This window comes from Kitasatospora sp. NPDC023118, assembly GCF_055560875.1.
The window spans coordinates 26621-39786 of record NZ_JBVHHW010000019.1 but is presented as its reverse complement, the minus strand read 5'-3'; the positions used below and the strand labels follow the sequence as shown (position 1 = coordinate 39786).

The window sequence follows — 13166 nt, the reverse complement described above, 5'->3', positions numbered from 1 at the left end:
CCGGGCCGGTTCGCTCCGGCCGCCCAGGACAAGGAGTACCGTCTGGGCTGCCGGACAGGACGCTCAAGCAGCTCGAAACGACGGAGATCGGACAGCATGGACCTCACCACGACTGATCCGGACACCGTGCTGGACATCCTCGACCGCCGCCTGGTCTGCGCGCTCCAGCTGGACGGACGGGCCGAGCCCGGCCGGATCGCCGAGGTACTGGGCGTCTCCGCCCGGACGGTCACCCGGCGCCTCGGCCGGATGCGGCAGGCCGGGGTGCTGCGGGTGGTCCGGATGCCCGACGTGGAGGACGCCGCCGTGGGCGCGCTGCTGCTGCGGGTCCGGGTGCTGCGCGGTCGGGTGGACGCGATCGCCGAGGCGCTGGCCGCCCGCCCCGACGTGCCCTTCGTCGACGTGATGCTCGGCGGCCACGAGGTCGGCGCCGTCATGCTGAGCGACGCCGGCTCCCGCGACCGCCTGCTGTACGGGCAACTGCCCGCGACCGGCGCCGTCACCGAGACCACCACCCACGCCGTGCTGCACGCCTTCGCCGACGCCGGACAGTGGCAGGCCGGCTACCTGACCGAGCGGGAGGCCGCCGCACTCGCCCGGCCCGTCCCCCCGGGCCCCGCCGCGCCCCCGCCCTTGGACGGGCTCGACCGCGCGCTGCTGGACCGGCTGGGCGAGGACGCCCGGCAGTCCCACGCCGTGCTGGCCGGGGCGGTCGGCGCGCCCGAGTCGACCGTCCGGCGCCGGCTGCACCGGCTGGCCGAGGCCGGGCTGCTGCGCACCCACGCCACCGTGGACCCGCGGCTGCTCGGCATGGCCGTGGACGCCAACCTCTGGCTGGACGTGCCACCCGGCCGGCTCGCCGAGGTCGGCACCGAGCTGGCCCGCCACCCGCAGGTGCACGGCGTCTTCGCCACCAGTGGCCCGACCAACCTGCTGGCGACGCTCTTCTGCCCGGACCACGGCGGCCTCTACCGCTTCCTCACCGACACCCTCGGCCCGCTCGGGGTCGCCCGCGCGGAGACCACGATCACCGCCCGCGCGGTGAAGCGGGCGGGCGTGCTGCTGCGCCGGCCGGGCCGAGCATGACCTCGACGGCCCTCACCCGCGCGGTAGTCGACGCCCGCCGACCGGTCCGGCAGGGTGGAGGCACCCGGTCGGCGTCAGCGGCCACCGGGATCCCCGACCCGTCAGGGGGCCGATCCGCCATGTCCGCCGCGGTGGCCCTGTTCGCCGTCCTGCGGCTCACCGTCCTGCGGCTCACCGCCCTGCGCCGGAACGGCAGCCGGACCCAGGCCGCCCAGGCCCTATAGGCGCTATAGGCGCTATAGGCGCTAGCGCTCCGGACCCACCGCGGACCGCAGGAAACGGACCGTCTCCGCGTCGGCCGGCAGGAAGGTCTCCATGGCCAGCTCGGAGACGGTGACGTCCAGCGGGGTGTTGAAGGTCGCGATGGTGGACAGGAAGGAAAGCACCCGCCCGTCGTGCCGGATCCGCAGCGGGAGCGCGAACGGGAAGCCGTCCTCCGGCGCCTCCCCGGCCGGCTCGCCGGTCGGCTCGGGGTAGCCGCTGATCTCCTCGTACAGCTGCCGCAGCGGCTCGGTGCGGACCAGTTCCAGCCGCTGTTCCATCCGTTCCAGCAGGTGCCGCCGCCACTGCCGGTGGTTGACGATGCGCGGTGCCAGCCCGTCCGGGTGCAGGGTGACCCGGATCGCGTTGAACGGTGGTTGGAGCAGCCGCGGGGCGACGCCGTCCAGCAGCAGGGCGAGCGAGCGGTTGGCGGCCAGCACCCGGAAGGCCCCGTCGACCACCAGCGCCGGGTACGGGTCGTGGGCGGCGAGCAGCCGTTCGATGCCGCCGCGCAGCGCGGCCATCGACGGGTCGTCGAGCGGCGTCTCGGGGTAGTGCGGGGCGTAACCGGCCGCCAGCAGCAGGGTGTTGCGCTCGCGCACCGGGACGTCCAGCTGCGCGGCCAGCCGCAGCAGCAGTTCGCGGCTCGGGCGGGAGCGGCCGTTCTCGACGAAGCTGAGGTGCCGGGCGGAGGAGTCCGCCCGCAGTGCCAGTTGCAGTTGGCTGAGCTGTCGTCGCTCGCGCCAGCCGCGCAGCAGCGGGCCGACGCCGGTCCCCGTCGGGCTGCCCATGCCCGCCATGATCGTCATGGCCAAGGACGGTACTCGAACCGACCCGGTCGGCGGGAGGGGGCAGGGCGGATCGGGCTCCGCGGGGCCGCTCAGGCTCCGGTGGTCGACCCCGGTCGGACGATCATCAGCACCACGACCACGGCCCACAGCAGGTTGAACACCCCGGCCGTCATCGGCAGCATCCGCAGGCCGCCGGCCGCCTTGGTGCGCTGCTCGTCCTCCGGGTCGAGGCCGAGCGCGTCCACGGCGGCCTGCTGGCCGGGCAGCACGAAGAGCAGCAGCGAGAGCGCGGCGATCGCGGTGAGCACCATCGAGGCGATCAGCCAGGACTGCCCGAGCACGTCCATCACCTGCGCCAGCCCGATGCCCAGCACCGGCACCGCGACGCCGAGCAGCGCGTAGACCTGGGTGATCCGGTGCAGGACGCGCAGCACGCCCGCGTCCGAGGCCTGGTCCGGCCCCCCGGCCAGGGCGGCCCTCGCCCGGCGCGGGAACATGCTGACGGCCACCGCGACCGGGCCTATGAACAGGACCGACGCGAGGACGTGCAGGCTCAGCAGGAACTTGGCCATGGCGGGGCACCCTTTGATCCGGTGGGCAGCTGGGGCTGCGGGCGCGCGCCGTCGGCGTGCCCACGACCAGGCACGCTAACACCGCTTATTCACCGGCCCCGCGCTCGGGTACCCCGAGAGACAGGCCCTGGCCCTACCCGGCCGTGGCCAGTTCCACGATGCGCGGCGGGGCGGTGCTGACCGCCGCGACGGCGGCGCCGTGCTCGGGGTCGGTCCAGTCGAGCAGGTGCAGGTCCTCGTGCCGGCTGCGCATCGGGGCACCGGGCGGGACGTCCAGTGGCAGGGCGGAGAGGTCGACCTGTCCGAGGGTGTCCAGGGTGGCCCGCCCGATCTTGATCAGCGACTCCTTGCGCACCCACTGCCGCAGGAAGGCCCGGTTCGGCTCCGGCGCCGCCTCGACCAGGGCCAGCTCGGCCGGGGCGAGCACCCGGCGGGCGACCGCGCGCAACGAGCCGCTCCGGGCGGCCAGCTCGACGTCCACGCCGATCGGCTGGTAGCCGGCTCCGGCCGCCACCACGCCCCTGGTGTGGGACAGGCTCACGTGCACCCCGGGGTGGTCCGGCAGGTACGGCTTGCCGTGGTCGGCGAGGCCGCAGTCCGGGCACTCCTGGGCGAGCACCATCTCGGCGGCCGGCACGCCGAGCAGCCGGGCGGCGCAGAGCCGGACCAGGACGTGCCCGGCGGTGAAGTCGGTCCGCCCGGACTCGTGCCGGAAGCGCGCGGCGCGCGCCCGCTCGGTGTCGGTGAGCAGGTGCTCGCCCGCCTCGGGGTGGCGCAGTACGGCGTCGGCGGACGCGACGGCGACGAGCGGCGCGCTCTGGTCCTGGGCCTCGGTGGTCATGCCGTCCAACCTAGCCGGGGCGGCGGCCCGGCGGTCGCTCGGGCCGGGCGGGGGCTCGAAGGCCGGAGTGTGTGCGGGCCGGAGAGTGCGCGCGCCGGGAGGCCTCAGCAGTGTCCGGGGTCCGCCCTCGGACTCCCGGACGGACGTCGCCGACGGTACGGGCCTGACCGCCGGTCAGCGCCTCGGCGGGTAGTCCGCGAGCCCCGAGCCGAGCAGGCCGAAGGCCCGTTCCACCGCCGCCTCGACCCGGCCGCGCACCGCCCCGGTCGGCTCGCCGGCGACCATCGCCCGCCGGATCTCGGCGAGCACCGCACGGTGGGCGCCGGCCACGGCACCGGCCACCACCCGGGGGAGCGGGTCCTCCGCCCCGGCCCCCGACTCCTCGGCGAGGACGCCCGCCAGCGCCGCCTCGGCGCGCTCGCCGAGCTCCAGCAGTCGGGCCCGCAGTGCCGGGCTGTCGTCGATGATCCGCCAGAACGCCGCCATCTGCGGGTTCAGGCCGATTGTCGGCTCACCGTCGGCGACGGCCGTCAGCAGGTCGGCCCGTACGGCGTCCACGGCGGAGCTGCCGGCGGGCCGTCCCCGGACGACCTCGGCCAGGTGGGCGACCACCTCGTCCTGCCGGTCGAAGAACAGGTCCTCCTTGGTCGGGAAGTAGTTGAACACCGTGTTGGGCGAGACCCCGGCGGCCCGGGCCACCTCGACCACCGTGACCCGCTCGAAGCCGCGCTCGGCGAACAGGCCCATGGCGGTGTCGGCCAGGAGCTCCCGGGTCTGCTGCTTCTTGCGTTCGCGAAGTCCCATGGCGGAATCCTACGGGCAAACCATGGTGTCGCAGCAAACTTGCAGTGACACCAAAAATATCGGCTACGGTGTCGGCATGACCTTCACCTTCGGCATCTATCCCGGCGGGCTGCTCGGTGACGACACCGGCCTGATCGAACCCGTCCGCCCCGACGACCCCGCGCGGATCGCCGCCGCCCTGCGCGAACTCCAGGGCGAAGCGCCCGAGTTGATCGTCCGCGCCTACCGGCTGTTCCCGGACGGCGCGCACACCCCGGAGCGGCCCGAGCAGTACGCAGTCGAAGGCCGGAAGCTCGACCTCGTGCTCCAGTTCCGGGAGCGCAGCGGGGAGTTGGCGGGCTGGCTGGACTTCGTCCGGCGCACGGTCCGGACCGAGGGCGGCCGCCTGGCCTGCGTGCAGATCTGCGAGGAGCCCAACCTCGACCTCCCGCCCGTGGACGGCAGCATCCCGAACGTCCGCCGGGCGCTGGTCGAGGGTGTCATCGCGGCCAAGGAGGAGGCGCTGACCTGCGGCTACGACCGGCTGGCGGTCGGCTTCAACGCGGCGCCGTCCTTCGGCGCCGCCGCAGACACCTTCTGGAACGAGCTCGGCGAGCTCGCCGACGAACGCTTCCACCGCGCCCTGGACTACGTCGGCGTGGACTTCTTCCCGGACGTCTTCTGGCCCATCCCGGCCGACCAACTCACCGGCTCCGTAAGGGCGGTGCTCACCGGCTTCCGTGACGACGCGCTGCCCCGGGCCGGGATCGGGCCGACCGTCCCGCTGCGGATCTGCGAGAACGGCTGGCCCACCGGCCGCGGGCGGAGCGAGGAGCGGCAGGCCGAGGTGGTCGAGGAGGTGGTCCGGACGGTCGCCGGGCTGGCCGCCGAACTCACCGTCATCGGTTACACGTTCTTCGCCCTGCGCGACGCCGACAGCGCGGGCCCGGGGCTGTTCCACCACTTCGGCCTGTTGCGCGACGACTACACCCGCAAGCCGGCCTTCGACGTCTACCGCGAGCTCGTCGCGGAGTTGACGCTCGGCTCGGACGCGCCGTAGCTCAGTGGGTCTCGAAGAACCGGTCCACCGTGCGCCGCTCGGCGGCGATCGTGTGCACCGGTTCGCCGACCACCCGGCCGGCCAGGGCGACGGCCAGCCCGCCGACGTCCTGTCGGAGCCGGGTGGCCGCCGCGGTCCGGTCGGCGGCGATCCGGGCGTGCCCGGTGGCGAGCAGCTGCTCACGGTCGCGGATGCCCTCGGCGCGGGCGGCCGCGATCGCCGCCGTGCCCTGCTCGGTGTACTCCTGCCGGATCCGGGCCGCCTCGTGCCGGGCCGCGCCGATCTCCTCCAGTGCGGCGTCCCGGGTGGCCTCGGCCTCGGCTCGGACGGCCTCCGCGCGTTCGACGCGGCCTTCGGTCGCGTCCCACCGCTGCGCCCGCACCCGCTCGATCCGCGGGAGCAGGATGACGCCGAGCGCGACCATCAGCAGGAAGAGCTGGGCCAGGCCGAGGGCCAGCATGGAGGGATCGGGCCGGAGCGGGCCGAGTTCGATGTTCACGCGATACCTCCCCTTGACCTGACGGACAGTCAAGGAGGAGGTTTCCCTGGTGTGATGACGGTCGAACGTTCACTCGACCATGACCTGCGTCACTTCACGCGCCCCGCGGTGTCACCGCCCCATGACGTAGCGGACGGTGGGCGGGCCGGGTGCGGGGTCGCGGGGTCCGGGTGCGGACCCCGCTGCCGTGACCGACCCGGGCGGAGATCCGGTTACGTCACCTCGCCCCGGCGGGAGAAGCGCTCCTCCCGCCACTCGCCGCTCGCCAGCACCTCGGCCAGCTGCCGGGCCGCGTCCCAGACCTCGGTGTACGAGAGGTAGAGCGGCGTGAAGCCGAAGCGCATCAGGTCCGGCGCCCGGAAGTCCCCGATCACCCCGCGTGCGATCAGCGCCTGCACCACCGGGTACCCGTCGGCGTGCCGCAGCGCGACCTGGCTGCCGCGCCGGGCGTGCTCGCGCGGGGTCGCCACCTCCACCCCGTCCAGGCCCTCGACCAGCGAGATGAACAGGTCGGTCAGCGCCAGGCTCTTCGCCCGCACGGCCGCCAGGTCGGCCCGCTCCCAGACGTCCAGCGAGGCGCCCAGCGCGGCCTGGCCGAGCAGCGAGGGCGAGCTGGTCAGGAACCGGCCGATGCCCGGCTTGGGGTCGTACCCGGGCTCGAAGGCGAACGGGCGGGCGTGCCCGAACCAGCCGCTCAGCGGCTGCACCGGACCGGCCGCCAGGTGCCGCCCGGCGACGTACAGGAAGGCCGGCGAGCCGGGGCCGCCGTTCAGGTACTTGTAGGTGCAGCCGATCGCGAAGTCCGCGTTCGCGGCCGCGAGTTCGACCGGCAGCGCGCCCACCGAGTGGCACACGTCCCAGATCATCAGGGCGCCCGCGGCCTGCACCCGGGCGGTGATCCCGGGCATGTCCAGCAGCTCGCCGGTGCGGTAGTCCACGTGCGAGAGGACCACCGCGGCCACGTCCCCGTCCAGGTGCCCGTCCAGCTCCTCCGGGCGGATCAGCAGGCTGCGCCCGCCCTCGACCAGGCCGCTCACGCCCTCGGCGATGTACAGGTCGGTCGGGAAGGCCTCGGCGTCGCCGAGCACCGTGCGCCGCCCGGGGCGCAGCGTGAGCGCCGCCGAGAGCACCTTGAACAGGTTCACCGAGGTGGTGTCGCAGACGACCACCTCCGCCGGATCGACGCCGATCAGCGGCGCGATCCGCCGCCCCAGCCGGTACGGCTGCTCGAACCAGCCGGCGTCGTTCCAGCTGCGGATCAGCTCCCGGCCCCACTCCTCCTCGACCACCTGCCGCACCCGCTCCGGGGTGCGCACCGGCAGCGCGCCCAGCGAGTTGCCGTCCAGGTAGATCACCCCGTCCGGCAGGGCGAACTCCTTGCGGAACGCCGCCAGCGGGTCGACGGCGTCCAGCGCCGCGCACTCCTCGCGCGTGATCATGCCCATTCCTCGGTCCCCTCGCTCGCAACCAGTCCCGTCACCGCTCCGCCGCCTGTCACAGCTCGTCCTGTCACAGCTCGTCCCGTCACAAATCGTCCCGTCACAGCTCGTCCCGGATCGTCCACAGCTCCGGGAAGACGTCCTGCTCGGCCGACTTGCGCAGCCAGGTCAGTCCGCTGGAGCCGCCCGAGCCGGGCTTGGCGCCCATGGTCCGCTTGACCGCGCTCAGGTGGCGCTGGCGCCAGCGGGTGACCCGCTCGGCCACGTCCAGCAGCGCCTCGCCGAGCGGCTGCAGGACGGCGAACTCGGGGTCGGTGTAGACCCGGCGCCAGGCCGCCTCGACCTCCTCGGAGGGCTGGTAGCGCTGCTCGGAGGTCTCCGGGCGCACCGCGAGACCGCGCCGGGCCAGCAGGGCCAGCGCCTCGTCGTACAGGCCGGGGGAGCGCAGCGCCTCGGCCAGCTCGGCCCGCGTCCCGGGCATCTGCGCGTACATGTTCAGCAGCGCGGCGTTCTTGTTGCCGAGCAGGAACTCCAGGTGCAGGAAGGCCGAGGACTGGAAGCCGGAGGCCTCACCGAACAGCGCGCGGAAGGAGTTGAACTCCTGCGGGGTCATGGTGGCCAGCAGGTCCCAGGACTCCACCAGCACGTCCTGCACGTGGGTGCCGCGGCGCAGCGCGGCCAGCGCGGCGGTCAGGTCGTCCTCGCGCAGCGCCTGCCGGGCCTGCGTCCACTCGTGCCGCAGCAGGTCGAAGAGCAGTTCCATCACCTGGGTGGTGACGATGAACGACAGCTCGGCCGGCTCCTTGCTGCGTGGGTGCTGCAGGCTGTGCAGTTCCTCCAGGCGCACGTACTGCGCGTACGGGGTGCCCCGACCAGGCTCGCCGCCCCGACCGAACGACAGGTTGGGTGTCTCCACCGTGTCGTGCCCCATCCCGATCCCTCCTGATCCGTCCGGGCATCGTCGCCCGGGGCCGGCGGGAGCGGACGGACGTCCTGGTTCCGCCGGGGAGCCCATTGTGCGGCGCCATGGCCCCCCGCTTGAATGGCCGATGAGCACCGCAACCGAGCTTCGGGCTGTCGTTCGCGAGGCATTCGGGCGATCCGCTTTATGAATGAAAAACCGCTGATCACAACCACTTCCGGGAGTCGCCATGGACGCCGTCGACCGCCGCCTGCTGGCCGAGCTGCAGGCCGACGCCAGGCTCTCGTACAACGAACTCTCCCGCCGGGTGAGCCTGTCCGCACCCGCGGTGGCCGAACGGGTCCGCCGCCTGGAGGCCGACGGGGTGATCAGCGGCTACCACGCCCACGTCGACCTCACCCGGGCCGGGCTGCCGATCACCGCGCTGGTCCAGATCCAGTGCTACGGCCCGCGCTGCGTGCTGCGCGACCCCGAGGTGGCGACCTGGCCGGAGGTGCTCCAGCTGCACCGGGTCACCGGCGGGGCCTGCTGCGTGCTGTTGGTCGCGGTGTCCACGATGGCCGAGTTCGAGGCGCTGTGCGACCGGCTCGGCGGCTACGGTCAGCCGTCCAGCTCGATGATCCTCTCCAGCCCGGTGCCCTGGCGGCCGGTGGAGCTGCGGTAGGCCCGCGACGGCTGGCCTTGACGTGAGCGTCAAGGAGTAGGTTCCCCGGCATGTCGAACGAGCGCCACATCCTGCTGCTGCCCGGGAGTCTGCGGGCCGGCTCCTCCAACGAGAGCGTGCTGCGCACCGCCGCCTCCCTGGCGGACGCCCTGCCCGGCGTCCGCACCACGTACTACGCGGGGTTGACCGGGCTGCCGCACTTCAACCCGGACCACGACACCGACCCGCTGCCGGAGCCGGTGGCCGCGCTGCGGGCCGCGATCGGGGCCGCCGACGCGCTGCTGGTCTGCACCCCGGAGTACGCCGGGACGCTGCCGGGCTCGTTCAAGAACCTGCTGGACTGGACGGTCGGCGGGGTCGAGATCTCGGACAAGCCCACGGGCTGGATCAATTGCGCCGCCCCGGGCCGTGGCCAGGGCGCCGAGGCCACCCTCCGCACCGTGCTCGGCTACACCGGCGCGGCCGTGGTGGACGAGGCCTGCGTGCGGATCCCGCTGGAGCGCTCGGCGATCGGCCCGGACGGGCTGGTCGCCGACCCGCCGGCGCGCGAACGGATCGGTGCGGTGCTGACCCGGCTGGCGGCGGGCTGACGGCCGCCGGCGGGGGCCCGTACGGCCGGGGTCCATAGGGCGGGGGCCCGTACGGCCGGGGTCCGAATCTCCGCGCGGGGTGGTTCATTCCTCGCCGCCGGAGATTCGCCCGGATGGCGGTCCCGGCTCGAACGGGTGCGCGCTCTCGGGTGCCATGGAGGTAGGACCACTCCTTGGCGGAAACGAGGATGCGACATGTGCCTGAACCGTAAGGACCTGGGCCTGCTGGCCCTGCGCGGCGCGGTCGGCGGGGTGCTGATCGCGCACGGCACCCAGAAGCTGTTCGGCTGGTTCGGTGGTGGCGGCCTGGAGGGCACCACCAAGGCCATGGAGCAGATGGGTTTCCACCCGGCCCGGGAGAGCGCCATCGCGGCGGGCCTCGGCGAGGCGGGCGGCGGCGCGCTGGTGGTGGCCGGGCTGGCCACCCCGGCCGCCGGCGCGGTGGTGGCCGGGACGATGGCCACCGCGGTGGCGGTGCACGCCCCGGCGGGCTTCTTCGCGATGTCCGGCGGCTACGAGTACCCGGCCTTCCTCGGCGCGACCGGGCTGGCGATCGGCCTGGCCGGGCCCGGGCGGTACTCGCTGGACCACCTGACCGGGCACGTCTTCGACCGGCCGTGGGCGGGCGTGCTGGCCTTCCTGGCGAGCGCGGCCGGCGCGTACGGGGTGGTCGCCCGGCGGCGCCACGAGGTGCGGCTGCGCGAGGAGCGGGCGGCGGTGGAGGCGGACGAGCAGGAGGGCTCCGGGCTGTCGTAACCGTCGGCCCGACGGCCTCGTCACCCGGAGGAAGCACCCCTGCTGGCGGTGGCTCCCGAGCCCTCGGAGGGTGGGCGGGGAGGTGTGCCGGGCAGCCCGGCGCCGGGCAGAAACGAGGACCGAATGGACCGCCAGCCGCTCACCCGAGCCACCCCACCGCGCGTCATCGCGCAGCCTCCGGAGCGGCTGAGCGATCACCGCCGTCGGGTGGTGGCGGGGACGTTGGCCGCAGTCGTGCTCGGAGCGGCGGTGCTGGCGGGCTGCTCCTCCGGCAAGAGCGCGAACAGCAACGCCTCCGAGGCGGCGAGCGCGGTGCAGAAGGCGGCGAGTGCCGCCGCCTCCGCCGCCTCGGAGTTGGCCTCGGCGGCGGGTGGGGTGGGCGGGGCGATCGCCTCGGCGGAGGCCGAGGCCTCGGCGGCGATCGCGGCCGCCTCCTCGGCGGTCGCCGGGATCAAGGGCGGGCTGGACGCCAAGGCGGACGTGGCCGTCGGGGCGGTGACCATCGGGTCGGACGGCAAGGCACAGGCGAAGCTGACCGTCACCAACCACGGCCAGCAGTCCTACCGGTACGTGATCCAGCTGAACTTCACCGACGGGAGCGGCAAGCTGCTGGACGCGACCGCGGTGACCGTCCAGGACGTGGCGGCCGGCCAGAGCGCCCAGGCCACCGCGCGCAGCAACCTGGACCTCTCGGGCACGGTCAAGGCCGAGGTGGAGAACGCCGTCCGCTACTGAAGTCCCTGCTCGGTGCGAGGGCTGAACCTTAAGCGCGGCTCAAGGGCCAACGGCACCCCTTGACGGGGGAGTTGGTCTAGTCCATTTTTATTGCCCAGGTGCAGGGAGCCCCTGAACCGGCGTCACCGGCCTCGTGCCGGGGGCGCCGGTTCGGCACATCCCGGTGTCCGTCACGGCCTGATCCCGCTCGATTCCCCAGCCAGACCTGTCATGTCCCGGCCGTCCGGCCCCACCCCGGACGTGCGACCCCATCGGGACGACGGCATCCCCCACAACCAGGAGTCACGCACCCATGCTGCGATCACCCATTGAAAGAGCCGGGGCCCCGGCTCCGGACGGCACCCGTCGGCGCCGCCCGACGAGCCTGGCCGCCGTCGCGGCCGGCACCGCCGCCTCCCTGCTGCTCGGCGCGGGCCTCGCGCTGTCCGGCGGCGCCGCGGCCAACGCCGCGACCACCAACTCCACCGGCGCACCCGCCACCAGCGGCGGCATCAAGGTCGCCTACTTCGACCAGTGGTCGGTCTACGCGAACGCGTACTACCCGAAGACGATCCAGGACACCGGCGTGGCCGGGAAGCTGGACTACCTGATCTACGACTTCGCCAACATCAACCCGACCGACCTGGGGTGTTTCGAGGCCACCAAGGCCGCCGACACCAACGACAACAACCCCAACGCGGGTGACGGTGCGGGCGACGCGTTCGCCGACTACCAGAAGAGCTTCGGCGCGGACATCTCGGTCGACGGCGCCGGCGACGTCTGGAACCAGCCGATCGCGGGCAACTTCAACCAGCTGAAGAAGCTGAAGGCGAAGAACCCCAACCTCAAGGTCCTGCTCTCGATCGGTGGCTGGACCTACTCCAAGTACTTCTCGCAGGCGGCCGCGACCGACGCCTCGCGCAAGCACCTGGTGTCGTCCTGCATCGGCATGTTCATCAAGGGCAACCTCCCGACCGACGCCGGCTACGGCGGCCCGGGCTCGGGAGCCGGCATCTTCGACGGCATCGACATCGACTGGGAGTACCCGGGCGGCGGCGGCCACACCGGCAACATCTCCAGCCCGGCCGACAAGCAGAACTTCACCCTGCTGCTGCAGGAGTTCCGTAGCCAGCTGGACGCGCAGGGCAAGGCCGACAACAAGACCTACGCCCTGTCGGCGGCGGTCGGCGCCGGCCAGGACAAGATCATGAACGTCGAGACCGACAAGATCGGTCAGTACCTGACCTTCCTCGACGTCATGACCTACGACATGCACGGAGGTTGGGACCCGCAGGGTCCGACCAACCACCAGGCCCCGCTGTACTCCGGCCCGAACGACCCCTCGACCCCGGCCAAGCCGGGCAACGGCAAGTACTCGATCGACAACGCCGTCAAGGCGTGGACGGTCGGCGACGCGCAGTACGGCATCCCCGGCGGCTTCCCGGCCAACAAGATCAACATGGGTGTGCCGTTCTACTACCGCGGCTGGACCGGAGTCCAGAACAACGGCAAGAACGGCCTCTTCCAGCCCGCCACCGGCCCGGCGGCCGGCGCCGCGATGTCCGGCAACGTGCCCGGCATCCAGATGTACAAGGAGCTGGGCGGCTTCGTCGACAACCCCTCCAGGACCTTCTGGGACGACGCCGCCAAGGCCACCTACTTCTACGACGGCACCACCTTCTGGAGCGGTGAGGACGCCCGGTCCATCCAGGCCAAGCTGGACTACGCGCACTGCAACGGCCTGGGCGGCTCCTTCGCCTTCTCGCTCTACGACCTGGGTACCAACACCACCCTGTTCGACACGATGGTGAACGCCACCAACGGCTCCGCCGCCGGCTGCCCGGCCCCGCCGACCGGCACGCCGTCGCCGACCCAGACCCCGACCGGCACGCCCACCGGTACGCCCACGGGCACCCCGACCGGCACGCCCACGGGCACCCCGACCGGCACGCCCACGGGGACCCCGACCGGCACGCCGACCACGCCGGCCACCTGCCCGGCCGCCCCGAGCTGGGACCCCAACGCCACCTACGCGGCCGGCGGCACCAAGGTCTCGTGGAAGGGCCACTACTACACCAACAAGTGGTGGACCAAGGGCGAGGATCCGACCCTGAGCGGCCAGTGGGGCGTCTGGGCCGACAACGGCCCCTGCTGATCAGCTGATCTGCTGACCGCCTGATCGGCTGAC

Annotated in this window: 14 protein-coding genes; 7 read left to right on the top strand and 7 right to left on the bottom strand. The window is 73.3% G+C overall.

Going from position 1 to position 13166, the window contains the following annotated elements; genetic code table 11:
• The first annotated feature begins 96 nt into the window (after nucleotides 1-96).
• Entirely contained in the window at nucleotides 97-1086 is a 990-nt protein-coding gene (locus ACZ3UD_RS24280) for an Lrp/AsnC family transcriptional regulator (protein WP_465591396.1), read from the top strand.
• Between the two features lie 245 nt (nucleotides 1087-1331).
• Here the strand turns inward: ACZ3UD_RS24280 and ACZ3UD_RS24275 are convergent, their stop codons facing one another.
• From ACZ3UD_RS24275 to ACZ3UD_RS24260, 4 genes are all read right to left on the bottom strand, one after another.
• Nucleotides 1332-2156, bottom strand: coding sequence for a helix-turn-helix domain-containing protein (locus ACZ3UD_RS24275; RefSeq protein WP_465591393.1), 825 nt, complete (start codon nucleotides 2154-2156; stop codon nucleotides 1332-1334).
• Nucleotides 2157-2227: 71 nt separating this feature from the next.
• Nucleotides 2228-2710 (bottom strand): DUF2269 family protein, encoded by a 483-nt coding sequence (locus ACZ3UD_RS24270; RefSeq protein ID WP_465591391.1) that lies wholly within the window; start codon nucleotides 2708-2710, stop codon nucleotides 2228-2230.
• Nucleotides 2711-2843: 133 nt separating this feature from the next.
• Entirely contained in the window at nucleotides 2844-3551 is a 708-nt protein-coding gene (locus ACZ3UD_RS24265) for a 4'-phosphopantetheinyl transferase family protein (RefSeq protein WP_465591388.1), read from the bottom strand.
• Between the two features lie 174 nt (nucleotides 3552-3725).
• Entirely contained in the window at nucleotides 3726-4355 is a 630-nt protein-coding gene (locus tag ACZ3UD_RS24260) for a TetR/AcrR family transcriptional regulator (RefSeq protein WP_465591385.1), read from the bottom strand.
• 76 nt (nucleotides 4356-4431) lie between these two features.
• Between ACZ3UD_RS24260 and ACZ3UD_RS24255 the strand changes: the two genes are divergently transcribed.
• A complete protein-coding gene (locus tag ACZ3UD_RS24255) occupies nucleotides 4432-5394 on the top strand; it encodes a hypothetical protein (protein ID WP_465591382.1) in 963 nt (320 codons plus the stop codon).
• Between the two features lies 1 nt (nucleotide 5395).
• Here the strand turns inward: ACZ3UD_RS24255 and ACZ3UD_RS24250 are convergent, their stop codons facing one another.
• From ACZ3UD_RS24250 to ACZ3UD_RS24240, 3 genes are all read right to left on the bottom strand, one after another.
• Nucleotides 5396-5893, bottom strand: coding sequence for a F0F1 ATP synthase subunit B family protein (locus ACZ3UD_RS24250; protein WP_465591379.1), 498 nt, complete (start codon nucleotides 5891-5893; stop codon nucleotides 5396-5398).
• Between the two features lie 212 nt (nucleotides 5894-6105).
• Entirely contained in the window at nucleotides 6106-7332 is a 1227-nt protein-coding gene (kynU, locus tag ACZ3UD_RS24245) for a kynureninase (protein WP_465591376.1), read from the bottom strand.
• A gap of 100 nt (nucleotides 7333-7432) precedes the next feature.
• Nucleotides 7433-8263, bottom strand: coding sequence for a tryptophan 2,3-dioxygenase (locus tag ACZ3UD_RS24240; protein WP_465591373.1), 831 nt, complete (start codon nucleotides 8261-8263; stop codon nucleotides 7433-7435).
• 220 nt (nucleotides 8264-8483) lie between these two features.
• On the opposite strand from ACZ3UD_RS24240, the gene ACZ3UD_RS24235 reads away from it, so the two are divergent.
• The 5 genes from ACZ3UD_RS24235 (at nucleotide 8484) to ACZ3UD_RS24215 (ending at nucleotide 13133) form a co-directional block, all read left to right on the top strand.
• Nucleotides 8484-8918 (top strand): Lrp/AsnC family transcriptional regulator, encoded by a 435-nt coding sequence (locus ACZ3UD_RS24235; RefSeq protein WP_465591370.1) that lies wholly within the window; start codon nucleotides 8484-8486, stop codon nucleotides 8916-8918.
• A gap of 50 nt (nucleotides 8919-8968) precedes the next feature.
• Complete coding sequence (locus ACZ3UD_RS24230; RefSeq protein WP_465591367.1) at nucleotides 8969-9508, top strand: NADPH-dependent FMN reductase; 540 nt, start codon at nucleotides 8969-8971, stop codon at nucleotides 9506-9508.
• A 195-nt stretch (nucleotides 9509-9703) separates the two neighbouring features.
• Nucleotides 9704-10264, top strand: a complete 561-nt coding sequence (locus tag ACZ3UD_RS24225; RefSeq protein ID WP_465591364.1) for a DoxX family protein — start codon at nucleotides 9704-9706, stop codon at nucleotides 10262-10264.
• 123 nt (nucleotides 10265-10387) lie between these two features.
• Nucleotides 10388-10999: an FxLYD domain-containing protein gene (locus ACZ3UD_RS24220; RefSeq protein WP_465591361.1), complete on the top strand. Its 612-nt coding sequence runs from the start codon at nucleotides 10388-10390 to the stop codon at nucleotides 10997-10999.
• A 292-nt stretch (nucleotides 11000-11291) separates the two neighbouring features.
• Nucleotides 11292-13133: a glycosyl hydrolase family 18 protein gene (locus ACZ3UD_RS24215; RefSeq protein WP_465591358.1), complete on the top strand. Its 1842-nt coding sequence runs from the start codon at nucleotides 11292-11294 to the stop codon at nucleotides 13131-13133.
• The last annotated feature ends 33 nt before the right edge of the window (nucleotides 13134-13166 follow it).